Here is an 18,296-nt window from a genome sequence, read left to right as displayed (position 1 = left end):
ATCCGCGCCTATAGGCGCTCATTCGTCCTCCCCGGAACCAAGGTTTCCCCAACGTGGCCAAAGCCCCCGTCCGCGCGCTCAGCGAGCCGCCCATTCCCAACCGCGAACGCCCCGCGGACCCTGCGCCCTATGCGGCGACCAGGGACGAGCTTCTTCAGTTCTACAAGGAGATGCTGCTGATCCGCCGGTTCGAGGAAAAGGCGGGCCAGTTGTACGGCCTCGGCTTCATCGGCGGTTTCTGCCATCTTTATATCGGGCAGGAAGCGGTCGCGGTCGGGCTGCAGTCGGCGCTCGACGGCGACAAGGATTCGGTCATCACCGGTTACCGCGACCATGGCCACATGCTCGCTTACGGCATCGATCCCAAGGTCATCATGGCCGAGCTGACGGGGCGTGCCGCAGGCATATCCAAGGGCAAGGGCGGGTCGATGCATATGTTCTCGACCGAAAAGCGCTTCTACGGCGGCCACGGCATCGTCGGTGCGCAGGTGTCGCTCGGCACCGGCCTCGCGTTCAAGCACAAGTACAGCGACGATGGCGGCGTCTGCCTCGCCTATTTCGGCGACGGCGCGGCCAATCAGGGCCAGGTGTACGAAAGCTTCAACATGGCCGAGCTGTGGAAGCTGCCGATCATCTATGTGATCGAGAACAACCAATATGCCATGGGCACCAGCGTCAACCGCGCGTCGGCCGAAGACCAGCTCTATCGCCGCGGCGAAAGCTTCCGCATTCCCGGCATCCAGGTCGACGGAATGGACGTGCTGGCGTGCCGCGGCGCGGCCGAAGAGGCGCTCGCCTGGGTGCGCGCGGGCAAGGGGCCGATCATCCTCGAGATGAAGACCTACCGCTACCGCGGCCATTCGATGAGCGACCCCGCCAAATATCGCAGCCGCGAAGAGGTGCAGGCGGTGCGCGACAAGTCCGACCCGATCGAGCACGTCAAGAAGCTGCTGGACGAACAGGGCGTGACCGAGGCCGAGCTGAAGACGCTCGAACAGGAGATCCGCAAGACCGTGAACGAAGCCGCCGATTTCGCCGAAAGCACGCCCGAACCCGAGCATGCCGAACTCTATACCGACGTGCTGGTGGAGCGTTACTGATGGCGATCGCGATCAAGATGCCCGCGCTTTCTCCCACGATGGAGGAGGGCACGCTCGCCAAATGGCTGGTGAAGGAGGGCGACACCGTCAAGTCCGGCGACATCATGGCCGAGATCGAGACGGACAAGGCGACCATGGAGTTCGAGGCGGTCGATGAAGGCACCGTCGCGCGGATCCTCGTCGCCGAGGGCACCGACAATGTGAAGGTCGGCACCGTCATCATGGAGCTGGCCGGCGACGACGAATCGGCCGACACCGGCGAGCGCGCGGGCGACGCCGCGAACGCGAGCCCCAAGGAAGAGCAGCCCGCCGATGCGGCGCCCACCGCACCCGAGAGCAACACGCCGCACAAGGTGGAAACTGGCGCGCGCCAGATGTTCGACGCCGCGCGGCACGATGCCGATGTGAGCGATCCCGCGATCCCGGCAGGCACCGAGATGGTGAAGATCACGCTGCGCGAGGCGCTGCGCGATGCGATGGCCGAGGAGATGCGCCGCGACGATCGCGTGTTCGTGATCGGCGAGGAAGTCGCGCAATATCAGGGCGCGTACAAGGTGACGCAGGGCCTGCTGGACGAATTCGGCGAGCGCCGCGTGATCGATACGCCGATCACCGAATATGGCTTTGCGGGCGTCGGCACGGGCGCGGCGATGGGGGGGCTTCGTCCCATCGTCGAGTTCATGACGTTCAACTTCGCGATGCAGGCGATCGACCACATCGTCAATTCGGCCGCCAAGACGAACTATATGTCGGGCGGGCAGATGCGCTGCCCGATCGTGTTTCGCGGGCCCAACGGCGCCGCCAGCCGCGTCGGCGCGCAGCATTCGCAGAATTATGCGCCCTGGTATGCGAGCGTGCCCGGCCTGATCGTGATCGCGCCCTATGATGCCGCCGATGCGAAGGGCCTGTTGAAGGCGGCGATCCGCACCGAGGATCCGGTCGTGTTCCTCGAAAACGAGCTGCTCTATGGCCGCACCTTCGAGGTGCCCAAGCTCGACGACCATGTCCTGCCGATCGGCAAGGCGCGGATCATGCGCGCGGGCAAGGACGTGACGATCGTCAGCTATTCGATCGGTGTCGGGCTCGCGCTCGAAGCCGCCGAGACGCTGGCGGGCGAGGGGATCGATGCCGAGGTGATCGACCTGCGCACGCTGCGTCCGCTCGACAAGGCGGCGGTGCTCGAAAGCCTAAAGAAGACCAATCGGATGGTTGTCGTCGAAGAGGGCTGGCCGACCTGCTCGATTTCGTCCGAGATCATCAGCATCGCCATGGAGGAAGGGTTCGACGACCTCGACGCGCCGGTGATGCGCGTGACCGACGAGGACGTGCCGTTGCCCTATGCGGCCAATCTCGAAAAGCTGGCGCTCGTCACCGCGGCGAAGGTGACCGAGGCGGTGAAGGCGGTGTGCTACCGCAAGTGAACGCCGCCGTGGGGGAGGGGGCGGCTCAGGCCGAGCGCGCCCTCGCTCTCTCCTATGCGGCGGCCGGGGTGCGGGGCGCGCTGGAGGCGCTGTTCGCGCTGGACGGCCGGCTGGCCGCGATCGTGCGGGCCGCGCGAGATCCGATGGTCGGGCAGATGCGGCTCACCTGGTGGTACGAGGCGCTGATAGCGCTGGATTCGACCACGCCGCCGGCCGAACCCATCCTCAGCGCGCTGCATGCCGCCGTCCTGCCAGGCGGTGTCTCGGGGCGGATGCTCGCGGAGATGATCGACGGCTGGGAGCTGCTGATCGACGGCGTACCGCTCGATGCCGAAGCGCTGTCGGCCTATGGCGCCGCGCGGGGCGGCACGCTCTTCGCGGCGGCAGCCCGTATCTGCGGTGCGGACGAGGCGCAGCCGCGATCGGCGGGCGAGGGTTGGGCGCTGGCCGACCTCGCCATCCATCTGCGCGACCCGGAAGAGGGCGCGCGCGCGAAGGCGATGGCTGGCGAGCAGATTGACGTCGTGTTCCGGCAGCGCTGGGTCCGGTCTACGCGCGCGCTCGGTGCGCTGGCGCTGCTCGCCCGTTTCGACCTGATGCCCGAGCCCCCGCCCAAGGCTGGTCCACGCCGCGTGCTGCGCCTGTTGCGGCATCGCTGGAATGGGACTTGAAATCGACCCTTTCGCGGTTGCCGCCGCCATGTGGCGCGTTAGCCTGTCGTGCGAGGGCAGGCGGGGAGTGGGGCGATGTGGCGTTACCTGATCGGCGCGGTGGCGGCGTTGGCGCTGGCGGGCGCGGGGCTGCTGTTCTTTCGCGGCGATGCGCGGCCGGGCGCGGTGTTGCCGGCGCTCGCGGCGTCGTCGCCGCAAGCCGGTGCCGGCGCGAACGATCCGCTGCCCGATCGCGCGCCCGAGGCGACCGAGCGCACCCGCGAGCAGAAGCGGTTCGACCGGTATGACAAGGATCGCGACGGCAAGGTGACTCGCGAGGAATATCTGGCGGCCCGGCGCAAAGCCTTCGCCAAGCTCGATGCCAATCATGACGGCCAGCTCTCGTTCGACGAATGGGCGGTGAAGGCGGAGGCGAAGTTCGCCGGCGCCGATGCGGACCATTCGGGTGCCATGACCCCCGCCGAATTCGCCGCGACCGCCGCCAAGCGCAGCAACCGCGCGCGGGTGAAATGCGCGCCCGCTGCGGCCCCGGCCGCCGCCGCGGACGACAGCTAGGCCGCCTTGCATCGGGCTGATCGAGTCTCTCCACCGTTCGTGCTGAGCTTGGTCGAAGCACGTTCTCCGCAGTCGCGCCTTCGCACGTGGAGCACGCCCTTCGACAAGCTCGGGGCAAACGGATCAAGATAATGTTCTAGGCCGCCATCCACGCCGCCAGCGCCGCACGCCCGCGATCGGTGTACATCCGCTTGCGATCCGCCTTCTTGGTGCGGCCGGGGATCGGCGGGAACAGGCCGAAATTGACGTTCATCGGCTGATAGGTCTCCACCTCCGCGCCGCCGGTGATATGGCCCAGCAGCGCGCCGAGCGCCGTCTCCACAGGCGGTGGGGCGAGCGTGCGCCCCGAGAGTTCCGCGGCGGCGAAGCGCCCCGCCATCAGCCCGATGCCCGCGCTTTCGATATAGCCCTCGCATCCCGTGATCTGTCCGGCGAAGCGCAGGTTCGGTCGCGACTTCAGCCGCAGGGTCGGATCGAGCAGTTCGGGCGAGCGGATGAAGGTGTTGCGATGAAGCCCGCCCAGCCGAGCAAACTCGGCATTCTGCAAGCCCGGAATGGTCCGGAACAGCCGCACCTGCTCGGCATGTTTCAGCTTCGTCTGAAAGCCGACGATGTTCCACAAGGTGCCGCTCGCATTGTCCTGCCGCAACTGCACCACCGCGTGCGGCCAGCGACCGGTCCCGGGATCGTCCAGCCCCACCGGCTTCATCGGGCCGTAGCGCAGCGTGTCCACCCCGCGCTCGGCCATCACCTCGATCGGCATGCAGCCCTCGAAATAGGGCGTGTCCTTTTCCCAATCCTTGAACGGTGTCGTCTCGCCCGTCACCAGCCCGGTATGAAAGGCGAGATATTCGTCCTTCGTCATCGGGCAGTTGATGTAATCCTTGGTCTCGCCCTTGTCCCAGCGGCTGGCGAACCAGGCGATGTCCATGTCGATGCTGTCGCGGTGGACGATCGGCGCCAGCGCGTCGAAAAAGGCGAGCGCCTCGGCGCCGGTCGCCGCCCCGATGCCCTGCGCGAGCGCGGTGGCGGTCAGCGGCCCGGTCGCGACGATCGCGGGGCCGTCGGGCAGCGCATCGACCCGCTCGCGCACCAAATTGACGTTCGGGTGCGAGTCGAGCGCCGCGGTCACGCCCGCCGCATAGCCCTCGCGATCGACCGCGAGCGCGGAGCCCGCCGGTACGCGGTGCTTGTCCGCCTCGCGCAGGATCAGCGAGCCGAGCGCGCGCATCTCCTGGTGGAGCAGCCCCACCGCGTTCGCCTCCGCATCGTCCGATCGGAAGCTGTTCGAGCAGACGAGTTCGGCCAGATCGTCGCTCTGATGGGCGGGCGTGGCCTCCCCGCTGCCGCGCATCTCGGACAGCCGGACCTTGAAGCCGGCTTCCGCCAATTGCCAGGCGGCTTCGGATCCGGCGAGGCCGCCGCCGATGATGTGGATATCATGAGTCATGCGCGCCGCGATAGCGCGCGCGCGTTGCGCTGTCAGGCGGGCAATCCCACTTCGATGCCATGACCATCTATACCATCGGTTACGAGGCCACGACGATGGCCGACTTCCTCACCGCGCTGGAGAAGGCCGGGGTGAAGCGCGTGATCGACGTCCGCGCCCTCCCGCTTTCGCGCCGGCCGGGCTTCTCCAAATCGTCGCTCGCGGCCTCGCTCAAGGAAGCGGGGATCGGCTATCACCATCTGAAGGCGCTCGGCACGCCCAAGCGCGGACGCGATGCCGCCAAGAAGGGCGACGTCGCGACGCTCGAAGCGGTCTATGCCGAACAGCTCGAACTGCCCGAAGCACAGGCGCAGGCCGCGATCATGCTGGGCCTCGCCGCGGAGATGCCGAGCGCGCTGCTCTGCTACGAGCGCGACCCGTGCCACTGCCACCGCACGCTGCTGCTGGCGGCGGTGGGCGAGGGCGCAGAGGTGGTGGACCTCTACGCCTGATGCCCGGATCTCACCCCGCGATCGGCAGCTTGACGCGTCCATCGTCGTCGCGCTTCAGCGGACCGTAGGCGATCACCGTCTCCAGCGGCAGCGGGCCGTAGAGATGCGGGAAGAGCTGCCCGCCGCGGCTTTCCTCCCATTTCAGCGTCTCGCCGAATGCGCCCAGATCGACCGCGGCGACATGGAGGTCGGTCTGGCCGGCGAAATGCTTGTCGACCGTTTCGGTCAACTGCGCGGCGGTGGAAAGGTGGATATAGCCATCCGCCAAATCCACCGGCGCACCCGCGAAATTGCCGTCCCTCTCCAGCGTCGCCATCTGTTCGGCCGTCAGCACCTTATACGCGGTGGTCTCGGATGCGGCGCTCATTCGCCGTCCGCCGGGCCGGCGGCCTCGTCTTCGCCGATCGTCGCGCCGGTGTCGGGCACGGGATCGATCGTCTTCTCGTCGGCCAGGTTTACCTCGGCCTCCTCCACCGTCTCCTCGACGCGCGCCGCGGACACGACATGCTCGTTCTTCGCCACGTCGAACAGCCTCACGCCCGCCGAATTGCGGCTGATGACCCGCAGGCTGCCAAGCGTGGTACGGATGAGCTTCGCCTGATCGGTCACCATCATCAACTGGTGGCCCTTGGACGCCGGGAAGCTGGCGACCACGGGCCCGTTGCGCGCGATATTGTCGATATTGGTGATGCCTTGGCCACCGCGCCCGGTGCGGCGATAGTCATAGGCGCTCGACAGCTTGCCATAGCCGTTGGCGCACACCGTCAGGATGAACTGCTCGTGGCTGCGCAGTTCCTCGAACCGGTCCGGGCGGAGTTCGGGCTCACCCTCCTTCTCGCCCTTCCAGGGAGCGAAGCGGAGATAGGATTCGCGCTCCTCCGGCGTTGCGCCGACGCCGTGAAGCACGGAGAGCGAGATGACCGCATCGTCGCCCTTCAGCGCGATGCCGCGCACGCCGGTCGCGGTGCGGCTCTGGAACTCGCGCACGTCGTCGCCGGCGAAGCGGATCGCCTTGCCCTCGCGCGTGGCGAGCAGCACGTCGTCGTCCTCGCTCAGCAGCGCCACGCCGATCAGGCGGTCGTCGCTGTCGTCTTCGAAGCGCATCGCGATCTTGCCGTTGGTGGGCACGTTGGTGAATGCGTCCATCGAATTGCGGCGCACGCTGCCCTTGGCGGTGGCGAACATGACGTGGAGCTTGCCCCATTCCGCCTCGTCCTCGGGAAGCGGCAGCACGGTCGAGATCGTCTCCCCCTCCGCCAGCGGCAGCAGGTTCACCATCGGACGCCCGCGCGTGGCCGGGCCGCCCTCGGGCAGGCGCCACACCTTCTTGCGATAGACCTTGCCGTGGGTCGAGAAGAACAGCACCGGCGTGTGCGTGCTCGTCACGAACAATTCGGTAACGACGTCTTCGTCCTTGGTCGCCATGCCGCTGCGGCCCTTGCCGCCCTTGGCCTGGGTGCGGAAGCTGTCGAGCGTGGTGCGCTTGATATAGCCCTGCATGGTCACGGTGACGACCATGTCCTCGCGCTCGATCAGGTCCTCGTCCTCGATCCCGTCCGCCGCGGCGGCGATCTCGGAGCGGCGCGGCGTCGCGAATTCGGTGCGGATCGCGGCGAATTCCTCGCGCATCACCTGGTAGAGCTTCGCGCGATCGGCGAGGATCGCGAGCAGATCGGTGATGGTGACGGCCAGCGCCTTCAGCTCGTCGCCGATCTCGTCACGGCCGAGCGCGGTGAGGCGGTGAAGACGCAGATCGAGGATCGCGCGAACCTGGACGTCGGACAGCCGATAGGTGTCGCCGGTCTGTTCCGTCTCGACCGCTTCGACGAGGGTGAGATACTCCGCGATCTCGGCGATCGGCCAATCGCGCATCAGCAACGCATTGCGCGCCGCCGCGGCGTTGGCGGAACCGCGGATGATCCGCACCACCTCGTCCAGATTGGTGACCGCGATCACCAGCCCCAGCAAGATGTGCGCACGCTCGCGGGCCTTGCCCAGTTCGAACTTGGAGCGGCGCGTGATGACCTGTTCGCGGAAGGTGACGAACGCCGCGATGATGTCGCGCAGGTTGAGCAGTTCGGGCCGGCCGCCGCGGATCGCCAGCATGTTGGCGGGGAAGCTCGACTGCGCCGGGGTGTGCCGCCACAATTGGTTCAGCACTACGTCGGGCGTCGCGTCGCGCTTCAGCTCGATGACGATGCGCACGCCTTCGCGGTTCGATTCGTCGCGGATGTCGCTGACGCCCTCGATCCGCTTGTCCTTGGCGGCTTCGGCGATCTTCTCCACCAGGCCGTTCTTGCCGGTCTGATAGGGGATTTCGGTGAGCACGATCGCGCGCTTCTCGCCGCGGCTTTCCTCGAGCACGTAGCGCGAGCGCACGAGGATCGATCCCCGCCCGGTCTCATAGGCGTTGCGCGCGCCGGTCCGGCCGAGGATGATCGCACCCGTGGGGAAATCGGGGCCGGGAACGATCTCCATCAGCTCTTCGGTGGTGAGCGGCGCACCGCCCTCCACCGACCGATCGAGCCAGGCGAGGCACGCGTCGAGCACTTCGCCCAGATTGTGCGGCGGGATGTTGGTCGCCATGCCGACCGCGATCCCGCCGGCGCCGTTCACCAGCAGGTTGGGGAAGCGCGCCGGCAGCACCGAGGGCTCGCGTTCGGAGCCGTCGTAATTGGGGACGAAATCGACCGTGTCCTTGTCGAGATCGCCGAGCAGCGCATTCGCCACCCGCCCGAGCCGCGCCTCGGTATAGCGCATCGCCGCCGGGGGATCAGGATCCATCGATCCGAAATTGCCCTGGCCGTCGATCAGCGGCACGCGCATCGACCAGTCCTGGCTCATGCGCGCCAAGGCGTCGTAGATCGAGCTGTCGCCGTGCGGATGATATTTACCCATCACGTCGCCGACGATGCGGGCGGACTTGCGATAGGGCTTGCCGGCGACGAAGCCGCTTTCGTGCGCGCCGTACAGGATGCGGCGATGGACGGGTTTCAGGCCGTCGCGGACGTCGGGCAGCGCGCGGGCGACGATCACGCTCATCGCATAGTCGAGATAACTCGACTTCATCTCGTCGACGATCGAGATCGTGGGGGTATCGGAAGGCTCCGCGAGGAGCGTCGCGTCGGTCAAATCGGGCTGCTTTCGGATTGCGTCGTTTCGGTGACGAATCCTAGCCGAGTTGCGCCGACCTTACCACCCCCGCGCGCCTGCGCACGCGGGGGTGGGCGGGCATGTGGTTACTTGCAGGCCTTCTTGGACGCGTTGCCGGCGAGCGAGCAATTGTAGGTGACGGTCTTGCCGTTCGCGAGCTTGGTGGTGACCATCCGGCCCTTGGCGGCGGTCATTCCGCCGGTCGTGGTGTGCGTGGTCGTCGTCTTGGCGACCATCGCGTGCGACGTGGCGGTCGAATGCGCCATCGGGGCCATCGTTGGCATCGGCGTCATTTTCGACATCGGCGCCATTTTGGTCGTTTTCGTCGCAGTGGTGGTCGCCGGCTTGGCGGTCTGCGCGGTGGCACCGGTCGAAACCAGGGCCGCAGTGGCAATCAGTGCGAGCGACAGGGACAGTTTCATCGTCATCCTCCTCCTGACCGACGCCCCATCAGGCGGCGGAGCGCTTAGCGCGTGGCCGGGTATCGCACGCCTTGCCGCCCTGGGAAATCCCCCGGATCACGGCGCGATTTCGGCACCGTCCCACGAAAAGAGCTTGCCGCTGTCGGGCGCGCGGAGCCCATCCACCACGTCGAGCAACTGCACCGCGGCGCGATCGGCCGCGAACAGCCGGCCGGGCTGGACGTTGCCCTGGAACGGGCGCGACAGCGTGGTGTCGACAGTGCCCGGGTGAAGCCCGACGACGATCCCCGAGCCGTTGCGGCGTTTGTCCTCGATGGCGATGGTGCGGATCAGCTGGTTCAGCGCGGCCTTGGATGCGCGATAGCCGTGCCATCCGCCCATCGCATTGTCGGCGATGCTGCCGATCCGGGCGGAGAGCACCGCGAACACGAACCGCCCCGTCCGCGGCATGCGCGGCAACAGATGCTTGGCGACGAGCGCGGGGCCGATCGCGTTGACGGCGAAGTTGCGCGCCATCCATGCCGGATCGATCTCGCGCGTCGCCTTTTCCGGTCCGCGATCGCCCTCATGGAGCAGCCCGGTCGCGACGATCGCCAGCGTGGGCGTGGCGGATCCGAGCGACTCGACCGCGGCGATCACGCTCGCCTCGTCGGTCACGTCGATGTGCCGGGCGCCGGTCCAGGAGCGGGCGAAGGCGTGGACGGTCTCGCCTTCCTCCGCGATCGCCTCGGCCAATGCGGCGCCGATCCCGCCCGACGCGCCGATGACGACCGCGCTCATCGCAGGAACAGCCAGCGATCGTCGGTGCTGCCCTCGGCCCGATAGGCATAGCCGTCGGAGTCGAAGCCCTTCATCGCCTCGATGTCGGTTACATGATGCTCGACCATCCAGCGTGCCATCAGCCCGCGCGCCTTCTTCGCGTGGAAGCTGACGAAGCGCGGGCCGTCGGGCCCGTGTTCGCGGAAATCGGCGGCGACGATCCGGGTCGCGGGCGGCAGGCGCCCGTCGACCGCCGCCCAATATTCCTGGCTGGCCAGGTTCAGCACCGCGCCCGATCCTTCGGCCTCCACGTCCGCGGTGACGAGTTCGGCGATCCGGTCGCCCCACCATTCCACCAGGCTCTTGCGGCGCGGCGCCCAGCGCGTGCCCATCTCGAGGCGGTAGGGTCGCATCGCGTCGAGCGGGCGGAGCAGCCCGTAGAGCCCCGACAGCATCCGCAGGTGATCCTGCGCGAACGTCACCGCCGCCTCGTCGAGCGTTGCCGCCTCCAGTCCGGTATAGACGTCGCCGGCGAAGGCGTAGAGCGCGGGCCGTTCGGGGGCATCGGCGAAGTCGCGGAAGCGATCCGCGTTGAGCTTGGCAAGCGCCGGGGAGATATGCATCAGCTCGCGCAGCCGCGTCTGGGTGAGATGCGATGCCGCGCGGGCGAGCGTCGCCGCTTCCTTTTCCAGTCTCGGGCGGCTCGGCGCGACGGCGGGCAGGGGCGTCTCGTAGTCGAGCGTCTTGGCGGGTGAAAGGAGAGCGATCATCGCCGCCGGGTAGCGGCACGGTCGCGCGCGTTCAATCAGGGTTCACCCCGTTCGCGACAGGGAATGCACGGAACCGGCGTCCGCTTGAACGCGTATCGCCCGCGCGATAGAGCGCATACGAGATCATCACGGCATCCGGCCGCACGAGGAGCATTCCCGCATGAAGACATTTTCCAAGGTTGCGCTTGCCGCGGCGCTCGTCACCGTCGGTAGCGGTATGGCTCTCGTGCCGCCGGCGCTGGCCAAGGACAAGAAGGAGGCCGCCGGCCCCAAATACAGCCCCGACGTGGTGAAGGCCGCCCAGATCGCGCAGCCCGCGATCGCCGCCAAGAATTTCGCCGTGGCCGAGCCCGCGATCGCGCAGATGGATGCCGCCGCGAAGACGGATGACGACCGGTATATCGCCGCGGCGCTGCGTTTCGATCTCGAGCAGCAGAAGGTGGCGGCCCAGCTCGCCGCCAATCCGAACGCGAAGGTGGACGATACCGCGCTGGCCGGCCCGCTCGACACGCTGCTGACCAACCCGGTCACGCCCCGCGACATGATCGGCAAATATGCGTTCCGTCGTGGCGCGCTGTCGTACAACGCCAAGCAATATCCCGTCGCGATCAAGTATTTCGAGCAGGCGCAGGCCGCCGGCTATACCGACAACGACATCGGCATGCTGATCGTGCGTGCGCGCGTCGAGAGCGGCGACACGGCGGGCGGCCTCGCCGCGCTGGACGCCGCGATCACCAAGCAGACCGCGGCCGGCCAGAAGGCGCCGGAGGATTATTACCGCTACGGCATCGCGCGCGCCAACGCCTCGAAGAACCAGGCGCTGACGCTCGAATGGCTGAAGAAATATGTCGCCGCTTATCCCAGCCCCAAGAACTGGCGTGACGTGATCGTCACCTACGGACTGCAGGATCGCAACAGCATCGCGCAGCTCGACAATGCGCAGAAGCTCGACCTCTACCGCCTGCTGCGCGCCGCCAAGGCGCTCGCCGATCAGGCCGACTATGCCGAATATGCCCAGAAGGCATTCGACAAGGGTCTGCCCGCGGAGACGCAGACCGTGCTGAAGGAAGGCGCCGCGTCGGGCAAGCTGCCCGCCAGCAACAGCTATGCCGCGACGCTGGCCAGCAGCGCGGCCCAGTCGCTGCGCAGCGAGGGTTCGCTCGCGCCGCTCGAAAAGAAGGCTGCCGCCAGCGCCGACGGCAAGCTCGCGTCGCAGACCGCCGAGGCATATCTGGGTGCGGACAACAACGCCAAGGCGATCGAGCTCTATCGTCTCGCCTTGCAGAAGGGCGGCGTGAACACCGACGAGGTCAACACCCGCCTCGGTATCGCGCTGGCGCGTTCGGGCGATAAGGCAGGCGCCAAGGCCGCCTTCGCGCTCGTCACCGGCGCTCCGCGTTCGGGGATCGCGAACCTGTGGGTGAGCTGGCTGGATTCGCAGCCGGCCTGAACCCGGATCGGTTTGAACGGGAAAAGGGGCAGCAGCGATGCTGCCCCTTTTTCGTGCCGGCGGTCGAACCGGTCAGTCGGCGGGAACGGGGATCCCCGACAACGCCTTGGCGGTGCGGATCGTCAGCGATGTCTTGACGCTCGCCACGTTGGGTGCTGTCGTCAGATGGGTGGTGAGGATCTCCTGAAAGCCTTTCAGGTCGCTCGCCACGATCTTCAAGATGAAGTCGATCTCGCCGTTCAGCATATGACATTCGCGCACTTCGGGGATCGAGGCGACATGCTCCTCGAACGCGTGGAGGTCGTGCTCGGCCTGGCTGCGCAGGCTGACCATGGCGAACACCGTGATCGGAAAGCCCAAAGTCGCCGCATCGAGATCCGCGTGATAGCCCCGGATCGCACCGGCTTCCTCCAGCGCGCGCACCCGGCGCAGGCAGGGCGGCGCCGTCAGGCCCACGCGCTCAGCCAGATCGACGTTCGTCATCCGGCCATCGGCCTGCAACAGGCCCAAGATCTGTCGATCGATCCGATCGAGCGCCATTACGCAAAACTCCTGTTCCGCAGTGCTCGGCTGCGGTTCGTGCTGGCGTCCTGATAAGATAGTTGCGGCGAAACGCAATTGTCCCACATTGCTACGCGGTGGAATTGGGCGGTTCCGCGCGGCGTCGGGGTGCGTTAAGAATTGGTTGCGAACGGAGCCATCCGCTTTCGTGCCAGGGGATCCGACTTGCGCTTCGACGATAGCCTCAAGACCGTTCTTTCGGGCGATATCGTCAGCGGTCATGGCGCGCAGGCCGCATGGCGTCAGCTCGTCGACCTGATGTCCCGGGGCCGGATCGCCGCCGACGAGCCGGTGATCGCCCGGCTCCGTCTGCTCCGTCAGGCGGTGCCTGCGACGGTGCGGGCCGCGAGCGCGCGGGCGTTGGCGTTCGCGCAGCCGCCGGCCGCGCTGGTCGGTCTGTTCGCGGAGGATGAGCTGGCGATCGCCGCGCCGGTGCTACGCACCGCGACGCTGCCGGGCGACGACTGGATCGACCTGCTGCCGCGCCTCGGGCCGACGCAACGCTCGATCCTGCGCCACCGGCGCGACCTGCCGGGCGCGGTGACGACGGCGCTCGCGGCGTTCGGCGCCACTGATTTCGTCATCGCGCAGGATCCCGCGGCGACCAGCGGGCGCGAGGCACCCGCGCCGGCGATCCCGTCCCCCGCAAACGATGCCGCGCCCGCGCCCGATGCGCCGCTGAGCGAGACGCCGTTCGTGGCGCTGGGCGACGTGACGCGCAGCCTGCCGCTGGTCGCGGAGGCGTTGCGCCAAGCCGATGCCGCGCCGCCGGTCCGCAGTGCGCCGGGCGGCTTCGTGATCTCGGATCTGGTCGCCCGGATCGACGCGTTCAACCGCGCGCGCGAAGAGCCCGCGGCGGTTTCCTCCGCGCCCACGGAAGCGTCGTCGTTCCGCTACGAGACCGATGCGCAAGGCGTGATCCGCTGGGTCGAGGGTGTGGCGCGGGCGGCGCTGGTGGGTGTGTCGCTCGCCTATGGGGCGGCGCAAGGCGTGGTACGCGTCGACGGCATCGCGGCCGGCGCGCTGCGCCGGCGTTCGCGGTTCGGCGATGCGCGGCTCGAGGTCGGCGGATCGTCGGACGCGGCAGGATCATGGCGGATGTCGGGCGTGCCGGTGTTCGATCCCGCGAGCGGCCGCTTCACCGGGCTGCGCGGCACCGCGCGCCGGCCGCGTGCGGACGAAACCGCCGTGCCGCGCGCGCCGGTGCGATCGACGGCGGCGGCCGATTCGCTGCGCCAGCTCGTCCATGAGCTGCGCACGCCCACGAATGCCATCGCAGGCTTTGCCGAGCTGATCGAGACGCAGTTGCTCGGCGACGTGCCCGACCCGTATCGCGAACAGGCCGGAACGATCCGGGCGCAGGCTTCCGCGCTGATCGCCGCGATCGACGATCTCGACGTGGCGGCGCGGATCGAGGGGCGGGCGCTGGAACTGCGCAGCGGCGTCGTGCCGGTCGCGGCGATGCTCGAACGGATCGTGGCGGATCTTCAGCCGCTCGCGTCGCTGCGCGGTGCCACGCTCGTGGTCGACGGCGCATCGGCCTATCCGATCGCCGGGGACGACCGGGCGATCGAGCGGCTCGTCGGGCGGCTGCTGGCGGCGCTCACGTCGGCGTCGAGCGCGGGCGAGCGGGTCGCGGTGCGCTTCGCCGACGAGGGCGGGAACGTCGCGATCGCGATCGACCGGCCGCGCGCGCTCGGCACCGCGGCGGGGGACACGCTGCTCAGCCTCGATACCGAGGAGGACGAGCGCGAGGGCGCGCCGTTGCTCGGCACCGGCTTCGCGCTCCGCCTCGCGCACAATCTCGCGATCGAACTGAGCGGGGCGCTGACGATCGGCGCGGATCGCTTGACATTGCGGCTGCCCGCCGCGCTGAATGCGCCGATGGAGCAGGCTTCCAATCCTTGACCTCGTGAGCGCGGGCTTGCCCTATCGCGAACCGGCACCCGCGCCGCACGAACGGATCGTATGGCCGGAGCGTTTCGGCACCCGCTTCACCGTTTTCGCCGATGTCGAGGAGGAGTTCGACTGGCGGGCGCCGCTCGATGCCGCGGCGCGATCGACCACGGCGATGCAGGCATTCCCGGCGGCGCATCGGCGCTTTGCGGATCGCGGCGTCGGCCTGGCGTGCATGATCGATCACCCGATCGCGACCGATCCCGCCGCCGTCGATATTCTCGCGCGCGTGATCGAGGATGGCCGCTCCACCATCGGCGCGCAGCTTCACGCCTGGGTGAACCCGCCCTTTGCGGACAGCGTCGGTCCGGTCGACAGCTATCCCGGCAACCTGCCGCCGGCGCGCGAGGCCGCCAAGCTCGACGTTCTGGGCGACGCGATCGGAGCGGCGTTCGGCGCCCGCCCGATCGCCTATCGCGCCGGCCGCTACGGCATCGGCCCGCATACCCGCGCGCTGCTCGCCGAGCGGGGTTACCGGATCGATAGCTCGGTGCGCGCGCGTTACGATTACAGCCGCGACGGCGGCCCGGATTTCACCGCAGTCGGCAGCGCGGCATACCACCGCGGCGGCCTGATCGAACTGCCGTTAACCACGGTCTTCACCGGCGCCGCTCACCGCGCCGGACCTTGGCTCCATCCGGCGCTCGGCGCAATTCCGCACGGACGGGGCGTGGCGGCACGGACCGGCCTGTTGTCGCGCGTGGCGCTCACTCCGGAGGATATGCCCATCGCCGCCGCGCTGGAGGCGGTGGCGGTCGCAGTGGGCGAGGGGGTGCGCCTGCTCACGCTGTCGTTCCACTCGCCCTCGCTCGCGCCGGGCCATACCCCCTATGTCCGCGACGCGGCCGACCTCGCGGCATTCCACCGATGGTGGGATGCGATGTTCGCGCAGCTCGATCGGCTCGGCGTCCGCGACGCATCGCTCGCGGAGATCGTTGCCGCGGCGCCATCGCCCTGAGCCCGCTTGGCGCGGATCGCCGATCCGGTTACCCGTGTCGGACGAATTCCGAAGGATGCCATGATGCGATTCCACGTTCCCGATGTCGATGCGGACACCGCCGAACAGACCTGGCATGCGGTGCGCCATCACCTGGCCGATATGGGCATGGCGACGACGGAACGGCGGATCGCGAGCCTCGCGTTCCAACATGACGGCGAACCCACCGAAGCCGCGGTGGGCGGCCGTTATCCCGGCACGCGCGACCACATCCTGCTGATCCTCGAAGCGGCCAAGCCAGGCATCCATTATGTCTGCAGCCCGACACGCGGTGTCGTCGCAGGCAAGCCCTACCGGATCGAACAGGCGGATACGCAAGCGGTGATCTTCGATCCGGAATGATGGTCGGGGAGACAGGATGAAAGGATCGCGGATCAAAACCCACTAAATTAAAATAGCTTGGCTTTTACAGGGAGATATAACGCCCGAGTGCTACGTTGCTATGCTACGTTTTTGGCGCTAACCGGGAGGCATGGCGCTCGAAAACTACCTTTTTAAACGCAAAGGCAGCCAGCACTGGCAACTTCGCTGGATGGTGCCGAAGGCTGCCCGAGGGGTGATCGGCAAGGCCGAGTTTACCAAATCCCTCGGAGTGACGGATCGGCGCAAAGCCGAAGTGCTGGCTTTCCATCAGCTGTCTAAGTGGCAAGCAAAAGTCGCTTTGGCGACCCAACAGTCTGCGCTAGCGGTCGAGCAACCAGCTGTCGAAATCACGGAAACAGAGTTCGACACTTACTTAGTCAACGAACAATACGATCTTGGTCGGCTTGCAACACCCGCTCTTGTCCGGCGGCGCTACAACGACCGTCATCTACCCCTTGCCGAGCAGCAGCTATGGCTGCAAGGCCAAGTAGAGAAAATTAACGAGCGTATCTTTCTTGGAGAAGTTGAAAGTTACTTAGACCTTCCCGCGTTTGCACTTGAACGTCGTGGGTACGTTATGCCGTCCGATCAGGGTTTGCGGCGCACTTTCGCGACTAAGGCAGCGTTAGCGCTTCGGGATGCCCTAGCGTCCAGCTTGGCGACGATGGCGAGCCGGCCAGATGAATATATGCCATCCTCTTTCATCATTAAGGAAAAAGAACGACGAAACAGCGAAGCTAATGACGGTCAAACAATAATGGATCTGTTTGACCGTTATTCGGCGCAGCGCATGATGGAAAAGCGCAAGCGAGCCGATACGGTAACACAAGATAGGAAGATTGTAGAGCAGTTTGCCGAATTTATCGGTTCTAAGCGCAGTGTAGCTTCCGTCACTGCTACTGATATTCGGGACTGGCGCGATACTGTTGCCGCCCTGCCGCCAGCCTTTCGTAAATGGAAAATCAACGACGGTCTAACAATGCGGGAAGCTGCATTCAAAGCCAAGGAAGCTGGTCTAAAGGGCGTAACACCGACGACCATCAATAAATACCTTTCTACCGTGTCTCCTTTTCTAAAGTGGTGCAGAAGCAACAGCTACATCGACAGTGATCCCTGTAACGGTCTCTTTTACGATCTGCAAAAGGTAAAACGCCGCCGCCCTCCGTTTACGACAAAACAGTTGAACGATATTTTGACGTCACCGCTGTTTGTTGGTTTTGAGCGCGACGGCAAGGAGTTTATCCCCGGCACCGTTAAAGCTGACGATTGGCGGTTTTGGGTGCCCCTTGTATGCATGTTTACGGGCGCACGCATAGGTGAGATCGCGCAGCTAAGTCTAGACGACGTGAAAGTACAGGACGATCTGCCATATCTCATGATACGTCATGATGAGGAAATTGGTAAATCCACTAAGTCCGGCTACGATAGACCCGCTGCCGTTCACCCTTTGCTTATTAAAGTTGGCTTCCTAAAATTTGTAGACCGTCAACGCGGCCGCATGCATCGGGATGGAGTTAAGCAGCTTTTCCGCGGCATCAGCTTCAATGAGCGAGGGCAAGCCGCTAAATGCTCGCGCTTTTGGCGGACCTATTTACAGCGTATAGGCTTGAAGGAAGGAGCGGACGGATTGGGCGCTCACTCTTTCCGACATACGTTGGCAGATCAGTTACGGTTGGCTGGCTATCTTGATGATGAGATTGAAGTAGCATTAGGTCACAATCAGATTAGCGTCACCGCAGGCTACGGGCAAGTGCGACAGGGAACGGTCGCCCGACTTGCTAAAATGATGAGCGACGTTGAGTTCGCGGGTATAGAAATTTCTCACCTGATTGCCTAAACATACCTTTATACGGAAATCAGTTCCCTTTGCGCTTCTTGTAGGAGCTCGCCAATGTAACCGATTGGTGGCCACCCTATGTCTTCTCGAAGGGAATTTACGCGGTTGAGCTCACGCTTAACTTTGTTAATTAGCTCGCCCTTTGCGCGCTTCCCTTTTATAAGCCAGACCATCGCCAACCTTCTTGCCATCGAGTAAGCGGCTTCATCGCAAACTCTCGCTACATAAATTATTTTGTTCCATTGATTATCAGTATAATTCTTCAATTTAAAATCCTTTAGAGCCCGACCGAAAATTGAGTTGAGCGATTTCAGTAGCTTGTGATTCACCGGGGGTTGCG

General features: G+C 66.0%; 18 protein-coding genes. 10 read left to right on the top strand and 8 right to left on the bottom strand.

Features of this window, described 5'->3' with window-relative positions; genetic code table 11:
- Positions 1 to 53 precede the first annotated feature (53 nt).
- The 4 genes from pdhA to OXQ95_RS06335 all read left to right on the top strand — a co-directional run bounded on the left by pdhA (position 54) and on the right by OXQ95_RS06335 (position 3,747).
- Entirely contained in the window at positions 54 to 1,100 is a 1,047-nt protein-coding gene (gene pdhA / locus OXQ95_RS06350) for a pyruvate dehydrogenase (acetyl-transferring) E1 component subunit alpha (RefSeq protein WP_242095795.1), read from the top strand.
- On the top strand, positions 1,100 to 2,521 hold the full coding sequence (locus OXQ95_RS06345) for a pyruvate dehydrogenase complex E1 component subunit beta (RefSeq protein WP_267380725.1): 1,422 nt from the start codon (positions 1,100 to 1,102) through the stop codon (positions 2,519 to 2,521). The genes pdhA and OXQ95_RS06345 overlap by 1 nt, the downstream gene beginning before the upstream one ends.
- On the top strand, positions 2,518 to 3,192 hold the full coding sequence (locus OXQ95_RS06340; protein WP_267380723.1) for a squalene/phytoene synthase family protein: 675 nt from the start codon (positions 2,518 to 2,520) through the stop codon (positions 3,190 to 3,192). The genes OXQ95_RS06345 and OXQ95_RS06340 overlap by 4 nt, the downstream gene beginning before the upstream one ends.
- A 75-nt stretch (positions 3,193 to 3,267) precedes the next feature.
- Positions 3,268 to 3,747: an EF-hand domain-containing protein gene (locus OXQ95_RS06335; protein ID WP_242095792.1), complete on the top strand. Its 480-nt coding sequence runs from the start codon at positions 3,268 to 3,270 to the stop codon at positions 3,745 to 3,747.
- Between the two features lie 136 nt (positions 3,748 to 3,883).
- On the opposite strand, the gene trmFO is transcribed toward OXQ95_RS06335, so the two are convergent.
- Complete coding sequence (gene trmFO, locus OXQ95_RS06330) at positions 3,884 to 5,197, bottom strand: methylenetetrahydrofolate--tRNA-(uracil(54)-C(5))-methyltransferase (FADH(2)-oxidizing) TrmFO (protein WP_267380721.1); 1,314 nt, start codon at positions 5,195 to 5,197, stop codon at positions 3,884 to 3,886.
- Between the two features lie 59 nt (positions 5,198 to 5,256).
- Here trmFO and OXQ95_RS06325 point away from each other — a divergent pair, with 59 nt between their 5' ends.
- A complete protein-coding gene (locus OXQ95_RS06325) occupies positions 5,257 to 5,688 on the top strand; it encodes a DUF488 domain-containing protein (RefSeq protein ID WP_267380719.1) in 432 nt (143 codons plus the stop codon).
- A gap of 10 nt (positions 5,689 to 5,698) precedes the next feature.
- Here OXQ95_RS06325 and OXQ95_RS06320 read toward each other — a convergent pair whose 3' ends face one another.
- The 5 genes from OXQ95_RS06320 to yaaA all read right to left on the bottom strand — a co-directional run bounded on the left by OXQ95_RS06320 (position 5,699) and on the right by yaaA (position 10,792).
- Positions 5,699 to 6,055, bottom strand: coding sequence for a DUF952 domain-containing protein (locus tag OXQ95_RS06320; RefSeq protein WP_242095789.1), 357 nt, complete (start codon positions 6,053 to 6,055; stop codon positions 5,699 to 5,701).
- Complete coding sequence (gene gyrA / locus OXQ95_RS06315) at positions 6,052 to 8,820, bottom strand: DNA gyrase subunit A (RefSeq protein ID WP_267380718.1); 2,769 nt, start codon at positions 8,818 to 8,820, stop codon at positions 6,052 to 6,054. The genes OXQ95_RS06320 and gyrA overlap by 4 nt, the downstream gene beginning before the upstream one ends.
- Positions 8,821 to 8,927: 107 nt before the next feature.
- Positions 8,928 to 9,263 (bottom strand): hypothetical protein, encoded by a 336-nt coding sequence (locus OXQ95_RS06310; protein ID WP_242095787.1) that lies wholly within the window; start codon positions 9,261 to 9,263, stop codon positions 8,928 to 8,930.
- Between the two features lie 96 nt (positions 9,264 to 9,359).
- Positions 9,360 to 10,043: an SDR family NAD(P)-dependent oxidoreductase gene (locus OXQ95_RS06305; RefSeq protein ID WP_267380716.1), complete on the bottom strand. Its 684-nt coding sequence runs from the start codon at positions 10,041 to 10,043 to the stop codon at positions 9,360 to 9,362.
- Positions 10,040 to 10,792, bottom strand: coding sequence for a peroxide stress protein YaaA (gene yaaA, locus OXQ95_RS06300; protein WP_267380713.1), 753 nt, complete (start codon positions 10,790 to 10,792; stop codon positions 10,040 to 10,042). The genes OXQ95_RS06305 and yaaA overlap by 4 nt, the downstream gene beginning before the upstream one ends.
- 160 nt (positions 10,793 to 10,952) lie before the next feature.
- On the opposite strand from yaaA, the gene OXQ95_RS06295 reads away from it, so the two are divergent.
- Positions 10,953 to 12,242, top strand: a complete 1,290-nt coding sequence (locus OXQ95_RS06295) for a hypothetical protein (RefSeq protein ID WP_242095784.1) — start codon at positions 10,953 to 10,955, stop codon at positions 12,240 to 12,242.
- 72 nt (positions 12,243 to 12,314) lie between these two features.
- On the opposite strand, the gene OXQ95_RS06290 is transcribed toward OXQ95_RS06295, so the two are convergent.
- Positions 12,315 to 12,782: an Lrp/AsnC family transcriptional regulator gene (locus tag OXQ95_RS06290; RefSeq protein ID WP_242095783.1), complete on the bottom strand. Its 468-nt coding sequence runs from the start codon at positions 12,780 to 12,782 to the stop codon at positions 12,315 to 12,317.
- Positions 12,783 to 12,968: 186 nt separating this feature from the next.
- Between OXQ95_RS06290 and OXQ95_RS06285 the strand changes: the two genes are divergently transcribed.
- From OXQ95_RS06285 to OXQ95_RS06270, 4 genes are all read left to right on the top strand, one after another.
- Entirely contained in the window at positions 12,969 to 14,711 is a 1,743-nt protein-coding gene (locus OXQ95_RS06285; RefSeq protein ID WP_267380710.1) for a HAMP domain-containing sensor histidine kinase, read from the top strand.
- A gap of 16 nt (positions 14,712 to 14,727) precedes the next feature.
- Positions 14,728 to 15,717: a WalW protein gene (locus tag OXQ95_RS06280; protein WP_267380709.1), complete on the top strand. Its 990-nt coding sequence runs from the start codon at positions 14,728 to 14,730 to the stop codon at positions 15,715 to 15,717.
- A 63-nt stretch (positions 15,718 to 15,780) separates the two neighbouring features.
- Entirely contained in the window at positions 15,781 to 16,098 is a 318-nt protein-coding gene (locus OXQ95_RS06275; protein ID WP_267380707.1) for a hypothetical protein, read from the top strand.
- Between the two features lie 130 nt (positions 16,099 to 16,228).
- A complete protein-coding gene (locus tag OXQ95_RS06270) occupies positions 16,229 to 17,956 on the top strand; it encodes a tyrosine-type recombinase/integrase (RefSeq protein WP_267380705.1) in 1,728 nt (575 codons plus the stop codon).
- An 8-nt stretch (positions 17,957 to 17,964) separates the two neighbouring features.
- Here the strand turns inward: OXQ95_RS06270 and OXQ95_RS06265 are convergent.
- The coding region (locus OXQ95_RS06265) for a hypothetical protein (RefSeq protein WP_267380703.1) at positions 17,965 to 18,296 on the bottom strand (332 nt) is incomplete at its 5' end.

Source organism: Sphingomonas sp. GC_Shp_6, from assembly GCF_026540835.1.
Classification (GTDB): Bacteria; Pseudomonadota; Alphaproteobacteria; order Sphingomonadales; family Sphingomonadaceae; genus Sphingomonas.
The sequence above is the reverse complement of the archived record's forward strand: the minus strand, read 5'-3'. Positions and strand labels throughout refer to the sequence as shown.

What these genes read in the sequence shown, in the direction of transcription:
- OXQ95_RS06345 (WP_267380725.1), top strand. Translation starts at nt 1,100, where the DNA reads ATGGCGATCGCGATCAAGATGCCCGCGCTTTCTCCCACGATGGAGGAG.
- OXQ95_RS06335 (WP_242095792.1), top strand. Translation starts at nt 3,268, where the DNA reads ATGTGGCGTTACCTGATCGGCGCGGTGGCGGCGTTGGCGCTGGCGGGC.
- trmFO (WP_267380721.1), bottom strand. Translation starts at nt 5,197, where the DNA reads ATGACTCATGATATCCACATCATCGGCGGCGGCCTCGCCGGATCCGAA.
- OXQ95_RS06325 (WP_267380719.1), top strand. Translation starts at nt 5,257, where the DNA reads ATGACCATCTATACCATCGGTTACGAGGCCACGACGATGGCCGACTTC.
- OXQ95_RS06320 (WP_242095789.1), bottom strand. Translation starts at nt 6,055, where the DNA reads ATGAGCGCCGCATCCGAGACCACCGCGTATAAGGTGCTGACGGCCGAA.
- OXQ95_RS06310 (WP_242095787.1), bottom strand. Translation starts at nt 9,263, where the DNA reads ATGAAACTGTCCCTGTCGCTCGCACTGATTGCCACTGCGGCCCTGGTT.
- OXQ95_RS06305 (WP_267380716.1), bottom strand. Translation starts at nt 10,043, where the DNA reads ATGAGCGCGGTCGTCATCGGCGCGTCGGGCGGGATCGGCGCCGCATTG.
- yaaA (WP_267380713.1), bottom strand. Translation starts at nt 10,792, where the DNA reads ATGATCGCTCTCCTTTCACCCGCCAAGACGCTCGACTACGAGACGCCC.
- OXQ95_RS06295 (WP_242095784.1), top strand. Translation starts at nt 10,953, where the DNA reads ATGAAGACATTTTCCAAGGTTGCGCTTGCCGCGGCGCTCGTCACCGTC.
- OXQ95_RS06290 (WP_242095783.1), bottom strand. Translation starts at nt 12,782, where the DNA reads ATGGCGCTCGATCGGATCGATCGACAGATCTTGGGCCTGTTGCAGGCC.
- OXQ95_RS06275 (WP_267380707.1), top strand. Translation starts at nt 15,781, where the DNA reads ATGCGATTCCACGTTCCCGATGTCGATGCGGACACCGCCGAACAGACC.
- OXQ95_RS06270 (WP_267380705.1), top strand. Translation starts at nt 16,229, where the DNA reads ATGGCGCTCGAAAACTACCTTTTTAAACGCAAAGGCAGCCAGCACTGG.